Origin of the sequence: Actinotalea solisilvae (assembly GCF_016464425.1) — a bacterium.
Lineage (GTDB): Bacteria > Actinomycetota > Actinomycetes > Actinomycetales > Cellulomonadaceae > Actinotalea > Actinotalea solisilvae.
Genome location: NZ_JADDKQ010000004.1, coordinates 38,139 through 55,949, shown reverse-complemented (window position 1 = coordinate 55,949; position 17,811 = coordinate 38,139). Strand labels below are relative to the sequence as shown.

Annotated in this window: 10 protein-coding genes; 1 reads left to right on the top strand and 9 read right to left on the bottom strand. The window is 71.4% G+C overall.

Annotated features, from left to right (window positions below; genetic code table 11):
- Nucleotides 1-49 precede the first annotated feature (49 nt).
- From tuf to rplJ, 8 genes are all read right to left on the bottom strand, one after another.
- Nucleotides 50-1,240 (bottom strand): elongation factor Tu, encoded by a 1,191-nt coding sequence (gene tuf, locus JIG38_RS05045; RefSeq protein WP_199422681.1) that lies wholly within the window; start codon nucleotides 1,238-1,240, stop codon nucleotides 50-52.
- 119 nt (nucleotides 1,241-1,359) lie between these two features.
- A complete protein-coding gene (gene fusA / locus JIG38_RS05040) occupies nucleotides 1,360-3,462 on the bottom strand; it encodes an elongation factor G (protein ID WP_199422680.1) in 2,103 nt (700 codons plus the stop codon).
- Between the two features lie 99 nt (nucleotides 3,463-3,561).
- Nucleotides 3,562-4,032, bottom strand: a complete 471-nt coding sequence (gene rpsG / locus JIG38_RS05035) for a 30S ribosomal protein S7 (protein ID WP_199422679.1) — start codon at nucleotides 4,030-4,032, stop codon at nucleotides 3,562-3,564.
- Nucleotide 4,033: 1 nt separating this feature from the next.
- Nucleotides 4,034-4,405, bottom strand: a complete 372-nt coding sequence (rpsL, locus tag JIG38_RS05030; protein ID WP_199422678.1) for a 30S ribosomal protein S12 — start codon at nucleotides 4,403-4,405, stop codon at nucleotides 4,034-4,036.
- A 446-nt stretch (nucleotides 4,406-4,851) separates the two neighbouring features.
- On the bottom strand, nucleotides 4,852-8,736 hold the full coding sequence (locus JIG38_RS05025; protein WP_199422677.1) for a DNA-directed RNA polymerase subunit beta': 3,885 nt from the start codon (nucleotides 8,734-8,736) through the stop codon (nucleotides 4,852-4,854).
- A 102-nt stretch (nucleotides 8,737-8,838) separates the two neighbouring features.
- Nucleotides 8,839-12,345, bottom strand: coding sequence for a DNA-directed RNA polymerase subunit beta (gene rpoB / locus JIG38_RS05020; protein WP_199422676.1), 3,507 nt, complete (start codon nucleotides 12,343-12,345; stop codon nucleotides 8,839-8,841).
- A gap of 564 nt (nucleotides 12,346-12,909) precedes the next feature.
- Nucleotides 12,910-13,302: a 50S ribosomal protein L7/L12 gene (gene rplL, locus JIG38_RS05015; RefSeq protein WP_199422675.1), complete on the bottom strand. Its 393-nt coding sequence runs from the start codon at nucleotides 13,300-13,302 to the stop codon at nucleotides 12,910-12,912.
- A gap of 99 nt (nucleotides 13,303-13,401) precedes the next feature.
- A complete protein-coding gene (rplJ, locus tag JIG38_RS05010) occupies nucleotides 13,402-13,932 on the bottom strand; it encodes a 50S ribosomal protein L10 (protein ID WP_199422674.1) in 531 nt (176 codons plus the stop codon).
- Nucleotides 13,933-14,289: 357 nt separating this feature from the next.
- Here rplJ and JIG38_RS05005 point away from each other — a divergent pair, with 357 nt between their 5' ends.
- Nucleotides 14,290-15,129, top strand: coding sequence for a S8 family serine peptidase (locus tag JIG38_RS05005; RefSeq protein WP_199422673.1), 840 nt, complete (start codon nucleotides 14,290-14,292; stop codon nucleotides 15,127-15,129).
- Here the strand turns inward: JIG38_RS05005 and JIG38_RS05000 are convergent.
- The gene (locus JIG38_RS05000) at nucleotides 15,025-17,781 is read right to left on the bottom strand and encodes a CHAT domain-containing protein (RefSeq protein ID WP_199422672.1); all 2,757 of its coding nucleotides are present in this window, start codon (nucleotides 17,779-17,781) and stop codon (nucleotides 15,025-15,027) included. The two genes, JIG38_RS05005 and JIG38_RS05000, sit on opposite strands and share 105 nt — an antisense overlap.
- Nucleotides 17,782-17,811: the final 30 nt, after the last annotated feature.

Genomic DNA, 17,811 nt, shown 5'->3' with positions numbered 1-17,811 from the left:
CACCGGACATGGCGAGGGCCCGGGCACCAGGCCCGGGCCCTCGCTCACGTCACTTGAGGATCTTCGTCACCTTGCCGGAGCCGACGGTCCGACCACCCTCACGGATGGCGAAGCCGAGGCCCTCCTCCATGGCGATCGGCTGGATCAGCTCGACCGTCATCTCGGTGTTGTCGCCGGGCATGACCATCTCGGTGCCCTCGGGCAGCGTGATGACGCCGGTGACGTCGGTGGTGCGGAAGTAGAACTGCGGACGGTAGTTCGAGTAGAACGGGTTGTGACGGCCGCCCTCGTCCTTGGCCAGGATGTAGACCTGGGCCTCGAAGTCGGTGTGCGGCGTGATCGAACCCGGCTTCACGACGACCTGTCCGCGCTCGACGTCCTCACGCTTGATGCCACGGAGCAGGAGGCCGCAGTTCTCGCCGGCCCACGCCTCGTCCATCTGCTTGTGGAACATCTCGATACCGGTGACCGTGGTCTTCTGCGCCGGGCGGATGCCGACGATCTCGACCTCGGAGTTGATCGCGAGCTTGCCGCGGTCGACCTTGCCGGTGACGACGGTGCCACGGCCCGTGATGGTGAAGACGTCCTCGATGGGCATGAGGAACGGCTTGTCCATGTCGCGGACCGGCTCCGGGACCGACTCGTCCACGGCGTCCAGGAGCGCCTCGACGGCCTTGACCCACTCCGGGTCGCCCTCGAGCGCCTTGAGGCCGGAGACCCGGACCACGGGCGCGTCGTCGCCGTCGAAGCCCTGGGCCGACAGCAGCTCGCGGACCTCCATCTCGACGAGCTCGAGGATCTCCTCGTCGTCGACCATGTCGGACTTGTTGAGCGCGACGAGCAGGTAGGGCACGCCGACCTGACGGGCGAGCAGGACGTGCTCACGCGTCTGGGCCATCGGGCCGTCCGTCGCGGCGACCACGAGGATGGCGCCGTCCATCTGCGCCGCACCGGTGATCATGTTCTTGATGTAGTCGGCGTGACCGGGCGCGTCGACGTGCGCGTAGTGGCGCTTCTCCGTCTGGTACTCGACGTGCGCGATGTTGATCGTGATACCGCGCTGCTTCTCCTCCGGCGCCTTGTCGATCTCGTCGAACGGCGTGAAGGGGTTCAGGGTGGGGTACTTGTCGTGCAGCACCTTCGAGATGGCAGCGGTCAGCGTCGTCTTGCCGTGGTCGACGTGACCGATGGTCCCGATGTTGACGTGCGGCTTGGTCCGCTCGAACTTGGCCTTCGCCACTGGGGTCCTCCTCGGACTGGGTAGTTGTGCCGAACGATGCAGGTGCCGGCTGACTCCTGCGGGGCGTGCGGGTCGCTACAGGTTGTGTGTGGAACTGGACTTGCTGACGACCTGTGGGACTACTCGCCCCGGGTCTTCTTGATGATCTCCTCGGCAACGTTACGAGGAACCTCGGCGTAGCTGTCGAACTGCATCGAGTACACCGCGCGGCCCTGCGTCTTGGAACGCAGGTCGCCGACGTAGCCGAACATCTCCGACAGCGGCACGAGCGCGCGGATGACCTTCACGCCCGTGGCGTCCTCCATGGACTGGATCATGCCGCGGCGCGAGTTGATGTCGCCGATGACGTCGCCCATGTAGTCCTCAGGGGTGCGCACCTCGACGGCCATGACCGGCTCGAGGAGCACCGGGTCCGCCTTGCGGACCGCCTCCTTGAGGATCATCGAGCCGGCGATCTTGAACGCCATCTCCGAGGAGTCGACGTCGTGCGCCGCACCGTCGAGCAGCGTCGCCTTGATCCCGACGAGCGGGTAGCCGGCGAGCACGCCGAGCTCCATCGCGCTCTGGATGCCGGCGTCGACGCTCGGGATGTACTCGCGCGGGACGCGGCCACCCGTGACGGCGTTGACGAACTGGTAGAGCTCGCCGTCCTCCGACTCGAGCGGCTCGAAGGTCATCTGGACCTTCGCGTACTGGCCCGAGCCACCGGTCTGCTTCTTGTGCGTGTAGTCGATCTTCTCGACCGCACGGCGGATCGTCTCGCGGTACGCGACCTGCGGCTTGCCGACGTTCGCCTCGACCTTGAACTCGCGCCGCATGCGGTCGACGAGGATGTCGAGGTGGAGCTCGCCCATGCCGCCGATGACGGTCTGGCCGGTCTCCTCGTCGAGCTTGACGCGGAAGGTCGGGTCCTCCTCGGCGAGCTTCTGGATGGCGACCGACAGCTTCTCCTGGTCGCCCTTCGTCTTCGGCTCGATCGCCACGTCGATGACGGGCTCCGGGAAGGTCATCGACTCGAGCACGACCTGGTGGGCCGGGTCGCAGAGCGTGTCGCCCGTGGTGACGTCCTTGAGGCCGATGAACGCGTAGATGTGGCCGGCCGTGGCCTCCTCGACCGGGTTCTCCTTGTTGGAGTGCATCTGGAAGAGCTTCCCGATGCGCTCCTTCTTGCCCTTGGTGGAGTTGACCACCTGGGCGCCGGAGGGGACCTTGCCGGAGTACACGCGGACGTACGTCAGCTTGCCGAAGAACGGGTGCGACGCGACCTTGAACGCGAGGGCCGAGAACGGCTCCGTGGCGTCCGGGTGGCGCTCGACGACGAGCTCGGGGTCCTTGGCGTCGTGGCCCTCGATGGCCGGCACGTCCAGCGGGGACGGCAGGTAGTCGATGACCGCGTCGAGCATGGGCTGCACGCCCTTGTTCTTGAACGCCGAGCCGCACAGGACCGGGTACGCCTGCGACGTGATCGTGAGCGTCCGGATGCCGGCCTTGAGCTCGGCGACCGAGATCTCCTCGCCGCCCAGGTACTTCTCGAGGAGCTCCTCGCTGGCCTCCGCGACCGCCTCGACGAGGTCGGCGCGGTACTGCTCGGCCTTCTCGACCATGTCGGCCGGGATCTCCTCGACGGAGTACTCCTCGCCGAGCTTCGTCTCGCCGCGCCACACGAGCGCCTTCTGCTCGATGAGGTCGACGACGCCGACGAAGTCGTTCTCCGAGCCGATCGGCAGCTGGATGACCAGCGGCTTGGCCTTGAGGCGGTTCACGATCGTGTCGACCGTGAAGTAGAAGTCCGCGCCGAGCTTGTCCATCTTGTTGACGAAGCAGATGCGGGGGACGTTGTACTTGTCCGCCTGCCGCCACACCGTCTCGGACTGGGGCTCGACACCCTCCTTGCCGTCGAACACGGCGACCGCACCGTCGAGCACGCGCAGCGAGCGCTCCACCTCGACGGTGAAGTCGACGTGGCCGGGCGTGTCGATGATGTTGATCTGGTTGTTCTTCCAGTAGCAGGTCGTCGCGGCCGACGTGATCGTGATGCCGCGCTCCTGCTCCTGCTCCATCCAGTCCATCGTCGAGGCGCCGTCGTGCGTCTCACCGATCTTGTAGTTGACCCCGGTGTAGAACAGGATCCGCTCGGTGGTCGTCGTCTTGCCGGCGTCGATGTGCGCCATGATGCCGATGTTGCGGACCTTGTTGAGGTCGGTCAGCACGTCAAGTGCCACGGTGTGAAGCCCTTCTTGGAGCAGTCGGTGGTGGCCGGGTGGGCCTGGTGGAGCTGTGGCCGTCCCCGGCCGAGCGGCGGTCGCCCGCCGTGGCGGCGACTACCAGCGGTAGTGCGCGAACGCCTTGTTCGACTCGGCCATCTTGTGCATGTCCTCGCGGCGCTTGACCGCGGCACCCAGGCCGTTGGAGGCGTCGAGGATCTCGTTCATCAGACGCTCGGTCATGGTCTTCTCGCGACGGGCGCGGGAGTAGTCCACGAGCCAGCGCAGCGCGAGCGTCGTCGCGCGGACCGGGCGGACCTCGACGGGCACCTGGTACGTGGCGCCACCGACGCGGCGGGACTTGACCTCGAGCGACGGGCGCACGTTGTCGAGCGCGCGCTTGAGGACGACGACGGGGTCGCCGCCCGTCTTCTCGCGAGCACCCTCGAGCGCGCCGTAGACGATGGCCTCGGCGACGGACTTCTTGCCGTCGAGGAGGACCTTGTTCACGAGCTGCGTGACGACAGGAGACCCGTAGACCGGGTCGACGATGAGCGGCCGCTTCGGGGCCGGACCCTTACGAGGCATCTCAGTTCCCCTTCTTCGCGCCGTAACGGCTGCGCGCCTGCTTGCGGTTCTTGACACCCTGGGTGTCGAGCGCACCGCGCACGATCTTGTAGCGGACACCCGGCAGGTCCTTCACACGACCGCCGCGCACGAGCACGATGGAGTGCTCCTGGAGGTTGTGGCCGACGCCGGGGATGTAGGCGGTGACCTCGATCTGGCTCGAGAGCTTCACGCGTGCGACCTTGCGCAGCGCGGAGTTCGGCTTCTTCGGGGTCGTGGTGTAGACGCGGGTGCACACACCGCGCCGCTGCGGGCTGCCCTTGAGGGCCGGCGTCTTGGACGACGTCGTCTTGGACGTCCGTCCCTTGCGCACGAGCTGCTGGATCGTGGGCACTACGTCTCCGTCTTCTCGGTCTGGCTCTGGTCGACCGGCGACCGCCGGTCACGAGGTCCGGCTGGTGCCGAACCTGGGATCTTTCGTCCTGCGCCGCCGACTGCCGACCCCCGCATCCGGGCGTGTCGGCCGGTCGTGGACACGGACCGACCGCCAGGATTCATCTGGACGGTGGACCGCGCGACCCCGGTCGACGACCCGGCATCCCGACGACGTCCGTCCCGGTCTCCCGGGCGGGTCGCACGCGATGCACGCGCGAGGGCCCGACGGCGCGGGCACAGGGACTTACGTTACCTGCTGGTCCGCGAGAGCGTCAAAGTGACCTCGGTCGCTCCGGGGCGGGTGCAGCGGGCGCCCCGGCCCCGCCGCGCGGCGGTCCCGGGAGCGCCCGGAGGCGACGGAGGGGGCCCACCGCGTGGTGGACCCCCTCCGTCAGCGAGGTGACGTCAGCGCAGGTCGCCGAAGTCGATGTCCTCGAGCGGGATCGCCTCGCCGGAGCCCATGCCGAGCGGCGGGAAGTCGATCTCGTCGTAGCCGAAGCTCGGGTACAGCTCGGCCTTGGCCTCCTCGGTCGGCTCGACCGCGACGTTCCGGTACCGGGGAAGACCGGTGCCCGCCGGGATGAGCTTGCCGATGATGACGTTCTCCTTGAGGCCGAGCAGCGGGTCGGACCGACCGCTCATCGACGCCTCGGTGAGGACGCGCGTCGTCTCCTGGAACGAGGCCGCGGACAGCCACGAGTCCGTCGCGAGCGACGCCTTCGTGATGCCCATGAGCTCGGGACGGCCCGACGCCGGCTGGCGGCCCTCGGCCACCGCCCGACGGTTGGCGTCCTCGAACCGGCCGCGCTCGGCCAGCTCGCCCGGGAGCAGGTCCGTGTCGCCCGAGTCCAGCACGGTCACGCGCCGCAGCATCTGCCGGACGATGACCTCGATGTGCTTGTCGTGGATGTCCACGCCCTGCGAGCGGTAGACCTCCTGGACCTCGTCCACCAGGTGCTTCTGCGTCGCGCGCGGGCCGAGGATGCGCAGGACCTTCTTCGGGTCCACGGCACCGACGGCCAGCTGGGCGCCGACCTCGACGTGGTCGCCGTCGGCGACCAGCAGGCGCGAGCGCTTGGTGATCGGGTAGGCGATCTCCTCGGAGCCGTCGTCGGGCGTGAGGACGATGCGCCGGACGCGGTCCGACTCGTCGATCGCGACCCGGCCGGAGAACTCCGCGATCTGCGCCTCACCCTTGGGGGTGCGGGCCTCGAAGAGCTCCTGGACACGCGGCAGACCCTGCGTGATGTCCTCGGCCGACGCCACGCCACCGGTGTGGAAGGTACGCATGGTGAGCTGCGTGCCCGGCTCGCCGATGGACTGCGCGGCGATGATGCCGACGGCCTCGCCGATGTCCACGAGCTTGCCCGTGGCGAGCGACCGGCCGTAGCACTTCGCGCACGTGCCGACGCGCGACTCGCAGGTGAGGACGGAGCGGACCTTGACCTCGGTCACACCGGCCGCGAGGGCGGCGTCGATGACCAGGTCGCCCGCGTCGTCGCCCGCGCGGGCCACGACCGTGCCGTCGGGAGCGACGACGTCGGTCGCCACGGTCCGCGCGTAGATGCTCGTCTCGACCTTGTCGTGGCGACGCAGCGTGCCGTCCGCGAGGGCCTCGGCGACGGGGAGGGTGAGGCCACGCTCGGTGCCGCAGTCCTCCTCGCGCACGATGACGTCCTGCGAGACGTCGACGAGACGACGCGTGAGGTAGCCCGAGTCGGCGGTCCGCAGAGCGGTGTCCGCCAGACCCTTGCGGGCGCCGTGCGTCGCGATGAAGTACTCCAGGACCGAGAGGCCCTCGCGGTAGTTGGACTTGATCGGGCGGGGGATGATCTCGCCCTTCGGGTTCGCCACGAGGCCGCGCATGCCGGCGATCTGACGGACCTGCATCCAGTTGCCTCGCGCGCCCGAGCCGACCATGCGGTTGACCGTGTTCCGGGCGGGGAAGTTCTTCTGCATCGCCTTGGCGACCTCGTCGGTCGCCTGCGTCCAGATCTCGATGAGCTCCTGACGGCGCTCGTCGTCCGTGATCAGGCCCTTCTCGTACTGGCCCTGGATCTTGGCCGCACGGCCCTCGTGCTCCTCGAGGATGGCGGCCTTCTCGTCCGGCGTCGCGACGTCGGAGATGGCGATCGTGACGCCCGAGCGGGTGGCCCAGTGGAAGCCGGCCTCCTTGAGCGCGTCCAGGCTCGCCGCGACCTCGACCTTGGGGTACCGCTCGGCCAGGTCGTTGACGATCGCGGACAGCCGCTTCTTGTCGACGACGCCGTTGACGTACGGGTAGTCGACCGGGAGGAGCTCGTTGAAGAGCGCGCGACCCAGCGTGGTCCGCACCAGCGCCACGTCGCCCGGCGTCCAGTCCTCGGCCAGGCCGAAGTCGCCGTCACCGGGGACCAGGTCGGACATCCGGATGGTGACGACGGCGTTGATGTCCAGCGAGTGCTGGTCGAACGCCATGATCGCCTCGGAGACCGAGCTGAACAGACGGCCGGCGCCGACCGCGTCCTCGTCGTCCTTGTGGGCCGTGAGGTGGAACAGGCCGATGATCATGTCCTGCGAGGGCATGGTCACCGGACGGCCGTCCGACGGCTTGAGGATGTTGTTGCTCGAGAGCATGAGGATGCGGGCCTCGGCCTGCGCCTCCGTGCTCAGGGGCAGGTGCACGGCCATCTGGTCGCCGTCGAAGTCGGCGTTGAACGCGCCGCAGACGAGCGGGTGCAGGTGGATCGCCTTGCCCTCGACGAGCTGGGGCTCGAACGCCTGGATGCCCAGTCGGTGCAGCGTGGGCGCACGGTTGAGCAGCACGGGGTGCTCGGTGATGACCTCCTCGAGCACGTCCCACACCTGGGGGCGGGCGCGCTCGACCATGCGCTTGGCCGACTTGATGTTCTGCGCGTGGTTGAGGTCCACGAGCCGCTTCATGACGAAGGGCTTGAAGAGCTCGAGCGCCATCTGCTTGGGCAGGCCGCACTGGTGCAGCTTGAGCTGCGGGCCGACGACGATGACCGAGCGGCCCGAGTAGTCGACGCGCTTGCCGAGCAGGTTCTGGCGGAACCGGCCCTGCTTGCCCTTGAGCATGTCCGAGATGGACTTGAGCGGGCGGTTGCCCGGGCCCGTGACCGGACGGCCGCGGCGGCCGTTGTCGAACAGCGCGTCGACGGCCTCCTGGAGCATCCGCTTCTCGTTGTTGACGATGATCTCGGGCGCGCCGAGGTCGAGCAGGCGCTTGAGCCGGTTGTTCCGGTTGATCACGCGGCGGTACAGGTCGTTGAGGTCCGACGTCGCGAAGCGGCCACCGTCGAGCTGCACCATGGGGCGCAGGTCCGGCGGGATGACCGGGACGGCGTCGAGCACCATGCCCTGGGGCGTGTTGCTCGTCGTGAGGAACGCGTTGACGACCTTGAGCCGCTTGAGCGCGCGCGTCTTGCGCTGACCCTTGCCGTTCTTGATCGTGTCGCGCAGCGACTCGGCCTCGGCCTCGAGGTCGAAGTCCTGCAGGCGCTTCTGGATCGCCGCAGCGCCCATCGCACCCTTGAAGTAGTTGCCGTACCGGTCCGTGAGCTGGCGGTACAGCATCTCGTCGCCCTCGAGGTCGGCGACCTTGAGGTTCTTGAAGCGGTCCCACACGGCGTCGAGACGCTCGAGCTCGGCGTCGGCGCGCTTGCGGATCTGCGCCATCTCGCGCTCGGCGGAGTCGCGCACCTTGCGGCGCGCGTCGGCCTTGGCACCCTCGGCCTCGAGCTCGGCCAGGTCGGCCTCGAGCCGGCTCGCGCGCTTGTCGACGTCGACGTCGCGGCGGTTGGTGATCTCCTTCTTCTCCAGGTCGATCTCGTTCTGGAGGTTGGGGAGGTCCTCCTGCCGGCCCTCGTCGTCGACCTCGGTGATCATGTACGCGGCGAAGTAGATGACCTTCTCGAGGTCCTTCGGCGCGAGGTCGAGCAGGTAGCCGAGGCGCGACGGCACACCCTTGAAGAACCAGATGTGCGTGACGGGCGCGGCGAGCTCGATGTGGCCCATGCGCTCACGACGGACCTTCGAGCGCGTGACCTCGACGCCGCAGCGCTCGCAGATGATGCCCTTGAAGCGCACGCGCTTGTACTTGCCGCAGTAGCACTCCCAGTCCCGGGTGGGACCGAAGATCTTCTCGCAGAAGAGGCCGTCCTTCTCAGGCTTGAGAGTCCGGTAGTTGATGGTCTCGGGCTTCTTGACCTCGCCGTGGGACCAGGTGCGGATGTCCTCCGCGGTCGCCAGGCCGATGCGCAGCTCGTCGAAGACGTTGACGTCGAGCAAGGTGTCCTACTTCCTTCGTCTGTCTGTGTTCCCCGGTATACGGCCGGAGGGAGCCGGTGGCGAGGTCCGCCGGGACAGGGGTGTCCCGGCGGACCCGCGAGGTCAGATCTCTTCGATGCTCGAGGCGTTGGGGCGGCGGGACAGGTCGATGCCCAGCTCCTCCGCGGCCCGGTAGACCTCGTCGTCGTTCTCCTTCATGTCGATGGAGACGCCGTCCGAGGACAGCACCTCCACGTTGAGGCAGAGCGACTGCATCTCCTTGAGGAGGACCTTGAACGACTCCGGGATGCCCGAGTCGGGGATGTTCTCGCCCTTGACGATGGCCTCGTAGACCTTGACGCGGCCGGGGACGTCGTCGGACTTGATGGTGAGGAGCTCCTGGAGCGTGTAGGCCGCGCCGTACGCCTCGAGGGCCCACACCTCCATCTCGCCGAACCGCTGACCGCCGAACTGCGCCTTACCACCGAGCGGCTGCTGGGTGATCATCGAGTACGGGCCGGTCGACCGGGCGTGGATCTTGTCGTCGACCAGGTGGTGCAGCTTGAGGATGTACATGTAGCCGACCGAGACGGGCTCGGGGAACGGCTCGCCGGAGCGGCCGTCGAAGAGCCGGGCCTTGCCGTCGGAGCCGACCATGCGCTCGCCGTCGCGGTTCGGCGTCGTGACGTCGAGGAGGCCCGTGAGGACCTTCTCGGGCACGCCGTCGAACACGGGCGTCGCGACCGGGTTGCCCGGCACGTTGCGCTCCGCGGCCGGCGGGACGTGGGCGACCCACTCGGGCGACCCCTCGGCCGCGGCGATGTCCCAGCCCTGCTTGGCGACCCACCCGAGGTGGGTCTCGAGCACCTGGCCGACGTTCATGCGGCCGGGCACGCCGAGCGGGTTGAGCACGACGTCGACGGGCGTGCCGTCGGCCAGGAACGGCATGTCCTCGACCGGGAGGATCTTGGAGATGACGCCCTTGTTGCCGTGGCGGCCGGCGAGCTTGTCGCCGTCCGTGATCTTGCGGCGCGCGGCGATGTAGACGCGGACCAGCTCGTTCACGCCGGCGGGCAGCTCGTCGCCGTCCTCACGGTTGAACGTGCGGACCTCGATGACCGTGCCGGACTCGCCGTGGGGCACCTTGAGGGACGTGTCGCGCACCTCGCGGGCCTTCTCGCCGAAGATCGCGCGGAGCAGGCGCTCCTCGGGGGTCAGCTCGGTCTCGCCCTTGGGCGTGACCTTGCCGACGAGGATGTCGCCCGCCGCGACCTCGGCGCCGATGCGGATGATGCCGCGCTCGTCGAGGTCCGCGAGGACCTCCTCGGAGACGTTCGGGATGTCCCGCGTGATCTCCTCGGGCCCGAGCTTGGTGTCGCGCGCGTCGACCTCGTGCTCCTCGATGTGGATCGAGGACAGGACGTCGTCCTGCACGAGGCGCTGCGACAGGATGATCGCGTCCTCGTAGTTGTGGCCCTCCCACGACATGAACGCGACGAGGAGGTTGCGGCCGAGCGCGAGCTCGCCCTCGTCCGTCGCCGGGCCGTCGGCCAGCACGGAGCCGACCTCGACGCGGTCGCCCTCGTCGGCCAGCACGCGCTGGTTGTAGGACGTGCCCTGGTTCGAGCGACGGAACTTCGCGACCCGGTAGGTCGACGTCGTCGCGTCGTCGTTGGCGACGGTGATGAGGTCCGCGGAGACCTCCGTGACCACGCCCGGCTTGGTCGCGACGATGACGTCGCCGGCGTCGACGGCCGCACGCCGCTCCATGCCGGTGCCGACGAGCGGCGCCTCGGAGCGGACCAGCGGGACCGCCTGGCGCTGCATGTTGGCGCCCATGAGCGCGCGGTTGGCGTCGTCGTGCTCGAGGAACGGGATCATCGCGGTCGCGACCGACACCATCTGGCGCGGCGAGACGTCCATGTAGTCCACGGCCTCGCCGGGCACGAGCTCGACCTCGCCGCCCTTGGTCCGGACGAGCACGCGGTCGTCCGCGAACTGCCCGTTCTCCTTGAGCGCGGCGTTGGCCTGGGCGATGACGTGACGGTCCTCGTCGTCGGCCGTGAGGTAGTGGACCTCGTCCGTGACGCGACCCTTGGTGACCTTGCGGTACGGGGTCTCGACGAAGCCGAACGGGTTGATCCGCCCGTACGTCGCGAGCGAGCCGATGAGGCCGATGTTCGGGCCCTCAGGGGTCTCGATCGGGCACATGCGGCCGTAGTGGGACGGGTGGACGTCACGGACCTCCATGCCGGCGCGGTCGCGGGACAGACCGCCCGGGCCGAGCGCGGACAGACGACGCTTGTGCGTCAGGCCGGCCAGCGGGTTGTTCTGGTCCATGAACTGCGACAGCTGCGACGTGCCGAAGAACTCCTTGATCGACGCCACCACGGGGCGGATGTTGATCAGGGTCTGCGGCGTGATCGCCTCGACGTCCTGCGTCGTCATGCGCTCGCGCACGACGCGCTCCATCCGCGACAGGCCCGTGCGGACCTGGTTCTGGATGAGCTCGCCCACCGCGCGGATGCGGCGGTTGCCGAAGTGGTCGATGTCGTCCGTCTCGACGCGCACGTCGATCGCCTCGCCGGCGCGCGCGCCGGGGATCGTGGCGACCTCGGCGTGCAGCGCGGCCATGTACTTGACGGTCGCGACGACGTCCGACACCGACAGCACCGAGTCGGTGAGCGGGGCGTCGATGCCGAGCTTCTTGTTCACCTTGTAGCGGCCGACCTTGGCGAGGTCGTAGCGCTTGGGGTTGAAGTAGAAGTTCTCGAGCAGCGCGCGACCGGCCTCGACCGTCGGCGGCTCGCCCGGGCGGATCTTGCGGTAGATGTCGAGGAGGGCCTCCTCCTCGGTGTTCACGTGGTCCTTCTCGAGCGTCTCGAGGACGGCCGGGAACTGCGCGAACTCCTCGCGGATCTGCGACTCGGTGAGGCCGAGCGCCTTGAGCAGCACCGTGACGGACTGCTTGCGCTTGCGGTCGACGCGCACGCCGACGGCGTCGCGCTTGTCGATCTCGAACTCGAGCCACGCGCCGCGCGACGGGATGATCTTCGCGGTGAAGATGTCCTTGTCGGACGTCTTGTCCGCGGTGCGCTCGAAGTACACGCCCGGGGAGCGGACGAGCTGCGAGACGACGACGCGCTCGGTGCCGTTGATGATGAAGGTGCCGCGCTCGGTCATGAGCGGGAACTCGCCCATGAAGACCGTCTGGCTCTTGATCTCGCCCGTCGTGTAGTTGACGAACTCGGCCGTCACGAAGAGGGGCGCGGCGAAGGTGAAGTCCTTCTCCTTGCACTCCTCCGCCGTGTACTTGGGCGGCTCGAAGCGGTGGTCGCGGAACGAGAGCGACATGCTGCCGCCGAAGTCCTCGATCGGAGAGATCTCCTCGAAGATCTCCTCGAGGCCCGACGTCTCCGGGACGTCCTGCCGTCCGGCCTCGACGGCGGCGGCGACGCGCTCCTGCCACGCGGCGTTGCCGAGCAGCCAGTCGAAGTTCTCGGTCTGCAGGCCGAGGAGGTCGGGGACCTCGAGCGGCTCGTGGATCTTGGCGAAGGAGATGCGGCGAGATGCAGTGCGGTTCGCGATAGCGTCGGCGAGAGGTGCAGAAGGGGTGCGCGAGGCAGCCAAGAGGGGTCCTTCCCTGCGGATCGAGTGCACGCGCGCCGGGTCATGGCCTACCCTGCCGTCACCAGACCGCGGCGGACGTCCGGGCACCGGGCAGAGCTCGGGCAGGACGGCGGGACCGGGGCGGGTTGAGGGGTGCAGGCACAAGCCAGCGCAAAGCGCTAGCGTACCCGAGCTGTCTCCGCCTGTCCACTGAGGTCATCCGACGACTTGACCCGGCCCTCGCGCCGTGGTCCCATCCCCGGTTCTCCACCCTGCGGACGCGGCGTCGCGGCCGGCTCCCCCACCTGCGCCCGCGCCCGCCGCAGCGCCCCCTCCCGTCCGGATGCTCGGATCCGAGCGTCCGTGCGTCCGGAGGTGTCGTCGACGCCTCCACCTGCACGGACGCTCGCACGCGAGCGTCCGGCCGGGCGTGGGACGGGCCGCGTGGGCGCGGGGTCGGGGACGCAGCGGGTGGGGACGCAGCGGGTGGGGACGCGGCGAGGCCCGCACCCCCGGAGGGGTGCGGGCCTCGCTGTCGTGCGTCGGCGCCGTGAGGCGCCGGGTCCAGCAGAGGTCAGAACGACGTCACTTGACGGTGACCGTCGCGCCGGCGCCCTCGAGGGCCGCCTTCGCCTTGTCGGCCGCCTCCTTGTTGACGCCCTCCAGGACGGGCTTGGGCGCCTCGTCGACGAGGTCCTTGGCCTCCTTGAGGCCCAGGCTCGTGAGCGCGCGCACCTCCTTGATGACCTGGATCTTCTTGTCGCCGGCGGCCTCGAGGACGACGTCGAACTCCGTCTTCTCCTCGACCTCCTCGGCGGCAGCGGCGCCGGCGCCACCGGCGGCCGGGCCGGCCACGGCGACGGGAGCGGCAGCGGTGACCTCGAAGGTCTCCTCGAAGGCCTTCACGAACTCGGAGAGCTCGATGAGCGTGAGCTCCTTGAACGCGTCGAGGAGCTCGGTGGTGGTGAGCTTCGCCATGGTGGCGTGTCCTTCCTGATTGCCCTGCGCCGTCCGGCCGGTGGGGCCGGGGGGCAGGTGGGGTGGTGTGTCGAGGGGCGAGGCGTCAGGACCCGGAGGTCAGGCCGCCTGCTCCTCGGTCGCCCGCTTCTCGCGCAGGGCATCGATGGTGCGCACGGCCTGGGCCGTGGGCGCCGTGAACATGTAAGCCGCCTGGTACAGCTTGGCCTTGAAGGCGCCGGCTGCCTTGGCGAGCAGGACCTCGCGGGACTCGAGGTCCGCGAGCTTGGTGATGTCCGCGGCCGTCATGGCGCGTCCGTCGAGGACACCGCCCTTGATGACGAGCTGCGGGTTGGCCTTGGCGAAGTCACGCAGGCCCTTGGCCGCCTCGACCGGGTCACCGGTCACGAAGGCGACGGCCGAGGGGCCGGCGAGCTGGTCGTCGGCGATGTCGACGCCAGCCTGCTTGGCCGCGATGGCGGACAGCGTGTTCTTCACCACGGCGTAGGTTGCGTTGCCGCTGAGCGCGCGACGCAGCTGCTTGAGCTGCGCGACGGTGAGCCCGCGGTACTCGGTCAGCACGACGGCGTTCGAGTCACGGAACTGGTCCGAGAGCTCGGCTACCGCGGCTGCCTTGTCCGGCCTCGCCATGGCAATCCTTCCGGTGGTCGTACCGCCGGCGTCGGACGGACGTCACCCCGGACATGAGAAGAGCCCCGCGCAGGCGCGGGGCTCGAAGGGGACGAGCGCCACGCACGTCCTGCGTGCGCACGGCGCTGCCGTCCGGTCCTGAGTCTCTCACCTGCGCCGGCCTCCGCTGATGAGCGGGACTTCGGTCCACCACCCACGCGCTCTGCGAGCAGAGGAGCACGGGCAGCCGACGACCTGCGGTCTTGGGCCTGGCCAGCGTACGCGACGGTCGCGGGGGGACCAAATCGCGCCGTGGTGTCACACGGCGCCGGCCGCGCGCTCCTGGAGGACGTGGGCCGCGACGAGGAGGGACCGGCGATGACCGCGCTGCTGAGCACCCCGACGGTACGCGACGTCGACGGCGGGGAGCCCGTCGACGTCGGGCTCTGGCTGGCCGGTCGGTGGCTCGGCGACCGACGGCGGGCGCCGCTCGGCGTCCCGCGCGTGGCCTACCCGCCCACGCACCTCCCCCGCACCGGTGCCGGCGTGCGCGTCGCGCTGCTCGACGGCGTCGTCGACGCCGCGCACCCCGACCTCCGGGGGGCGCGCGTCTGGGACCGCGGCCGGACGCGGGTCCCCGCGGTGGCGGCCACGGCGGAGGGGTCGGCGCGTGCGACGGCCCACGCGTCGCTGCTCGTCGGCCAGGGCGAGCGCGACGTGCTCGGCCTCGTGCCCGACGCGGACCTGCTCGTGGTCCCGGTGCTCACCGTCGGCGGGTTCACCAGCGACGAGCTGCTCGTGCGCGCGGTCCGGCGCGTGGTGGCCGACGGCGCTCAGGTCCTCGTGCTGCCGTTCGGCCGACGCCGCCTCGGCCGCCGGGTGGCGATGGTCCTGCGCACGGTCGCCGAGAGCGGCGTGCGCGTCGTCGTCGCCGCGGGCGACCTCGGGCCCGACGTCCTCGCGTTCCCCGCGTCCGTCTCCGGGGTCACCGCCGTCACCGCGCACGACGACGCCGGCCTGCTGCCGGGCTGCAGCGCGCGGGGCGACCTCAGCGCACCCGGGTCGGACGTGCCCGCGGCGGGGCGGGACGGCGTCGTGCGCCTGCGCGGGTCGTCACCCGCCGCGGTGCTGGCCGCCGGCGTCGTCGCGGCGGTGCTCGGGGAGGTCCACCGCGAGCGGCGCGAAGCAGGTGAGCGCGACCGGCTCGTCGACGCCTGAGCACGCGGCGGCGAGCCCCTCGGCCGGGCTCGCGCCGCCCCGCACGAGGACGTGCAGCGTGGGCATGACCCGCGCCGCGACGGCGTCGCGCAGGGGCGCGAGGCACGCGACGACGGCGCCCGCGCCCAGGCGCAGCAGGACGTTCGCGAGGCCGAGCACCTCGCCCCCCGGACGCACCGACGCGCGCCCGACCTCGCACGCCGACAGCACCACGAGCGAGCCCGGCAGCACGGCGCCCTCGAGCTCGTGCGCGAAGAGCGGGCCGTCCGCGAGCCGGACCCACGAGAAGAGCGGGTTGTCGGCCTCGTGCCGTCCGTGCGCGGCGAGGTGGACGACGCCCGCGGTGCGCAGGGCGTCGGTGGCGGCGGACGCGGTGGCGGCCTCGCCGACCAGGAGCCGAGCGCGCGGCCACGTCGCGGCGACGACCTCGGCCTCCGCCCGCGCGTGCCCCAGCCCGGGGCCTGCGAGCGCGACGGCGTCGGTGGCGCGCTCGCCCACCGGCGCGAGCTGCAGGCGCGGGCTCACGCTCGTCGCCCGGCCGACCCGCGACGGCACGAGCCCCCACGGCAGGGTGACGAGCGCGCCGCCGGCGACGACGTGCAGCGGGCCGTCCGCGCCCAGCGGGCGGACGAGGTGGGCGTCCAGCTGCTCGAGGCCGCGCGCCAGGGACCGCCGGACGCCGTCGCGGAGCGCCGCCGGCAGCAGCGGGTTGGCCAGGACCTGGAGGTCGGCGCCCAGCCGGCGTGCCACCTCGTCGACCGCCGCGAGCGGCGCCAGGTCGAGCAGCCGCAGCCCCGCTGGGTCCGCGACGACCGCGTGGACGCGCCCGTCGTGGGCGACGAGGTCCGCGACCGTCGTGCCGGGCGCCGCCGTCGGGACGGCGCTCCGCGGGCCGACGGGCCGCAGCGCCCGCAGCAGCTGTCGCGCGGTCACCGCCCTGGGGGCGCGCGTGCCCTCCCCCAGGCGCCACGTGCGCTCGCGCGCGTGCGACCGCAGGCGGGCCAGCTCCCGCTCGACCGACGGCGGCACCTCGCCCGGCGGCCGGGCGCGCGCCCGCTCCATGCCCTGGCGCAGCTCGGCGAGCACCTCGGCCAGGACGGGGTCGTCCGGCGGGCGGACGCGCGCCGGACCGGCCGTCGTCGCCCGCCCGCGCTCGACCGCCGCCAGCACCGCGGCGGGGTCCCGCGACGCGAGCGCGGCGCCGACGTCGAGGAGCGCGAGGCGCTCCCCGTGGACCGCGGCGGCGGTCACCGCCTCGACGGAGCCGAGCCGCCGCCGCTGGTCGGCGAGCAGCGCCTGGCCGGCGCGCGTCTCGCGCCGGGCCACGTCCGGCCGGCCCTCGGCGAGCGCGATCTGGACGCGGACCGCGCGGACCTGGAGCGTCAGGGCGAGGTCGCGCGTGCTCAGCCGCCCCACCGCGTCCACGAGCACGCGGGCGCGGTCGGTCGCACCGGCGGCCACGAGCGCCTGGGCCGCGGTGGCGCGGGCGGCCCGGGCGACCCCGGCCGACGCGACCGCGGCGAGCGCCTCGCACCGCCGCGCCAGCCGCACGCGCGCGGCCCGGTCGCGCGCCTCGGCTCCCGCCCCGGCGCCCGCAGCTCCCGTCCCGGCGTCCGCGCCGTCGGGGGCGGTGCCCGCGGGCCGGGCACCGCCGCCGTCCTCGAGCACCGCGAGCGACGCCCGGAGCACCGCCAGCTCCGCGCGCTCGGACCACTGCGCGTTGTGCCGACGCGCGAACCGCCGACGTGCGGAGCGCGCCCACCGCAGGGCGTCGTGCGGTCGCCCGGTGACCAGGGCGACGTGCGCGCGCGCCAGCTCGGTCTGGGCCAGGTCGTGCACGAGGCGCTGCTCCGCGAGGGTCCGGGCCGCGCGCGCGAGCATCCGGTCGGCGTCGCTCGTGAGCCCCGCCTCGAGCAGCACCTGGGCGCGGTCGAGGAGGGCCGCGGCGAGCGAGTCCGGTGGCCCGAGCTCCTCGGCGTCGGCCATCGCTCCCAGCGCGGCGGGCAGGTCCCCCGCGAGGAACTCGACGTAGCCGAGGTTGTGCCGGGCCTTGAACTCGAGCAGGGCGTGCCCGATCGCGTGCGCGCGCTCGGCGCTGCGCTCGAGGTCGGCCCGCGCCCGCGCCCGCTGGCCCAGCTCGAGGGCGAGGGAGCCCCGGTTGAGCAGCACGCGGCACGCGTCGACGGGCTCGGCGGCGTCGAGCATCGCGACGGCCCGGTCGAGGTCGCGCAGCGCCTGCCGCGGGTCCCCGGCCCGCATGCGCAGGAGCCCGCGCTGGCCGAGCACCGCGACCTCGACCCCGGTCGCGCCGCCGCTGCGCGCCCACGTCTCGGCCTCGTCGAGCACGGCCAGGCTCGCGGCGACATCGGCGCGCAGCTCGAAGTCGCTCATGACGAGGCCCAGCAGCGCGCGCGCCCGCAGGTACGCCACGTCGGCGGCGTGGTCCCCCGGGTCCGGCGCCGGTCGGCTGCCCGCGCGCTGCCCCCGGGGCGCGGCTCCCGGCGGGTCGGCGGGCGACGTCGGCAGGCGGCGCAGGACCTCGCGGAACGCGCTCGACGCGCGGGCGGGCCGACCCGCGGAGTTGTGCTCGAAGCCCTCCTCGAGCGCGCGGAGCGCGTCGAGCACGACGTCGGTCCCCGCCCCCGGGGTCATCCGCCCGCCCATCGGCTCACCCGTGCGCCG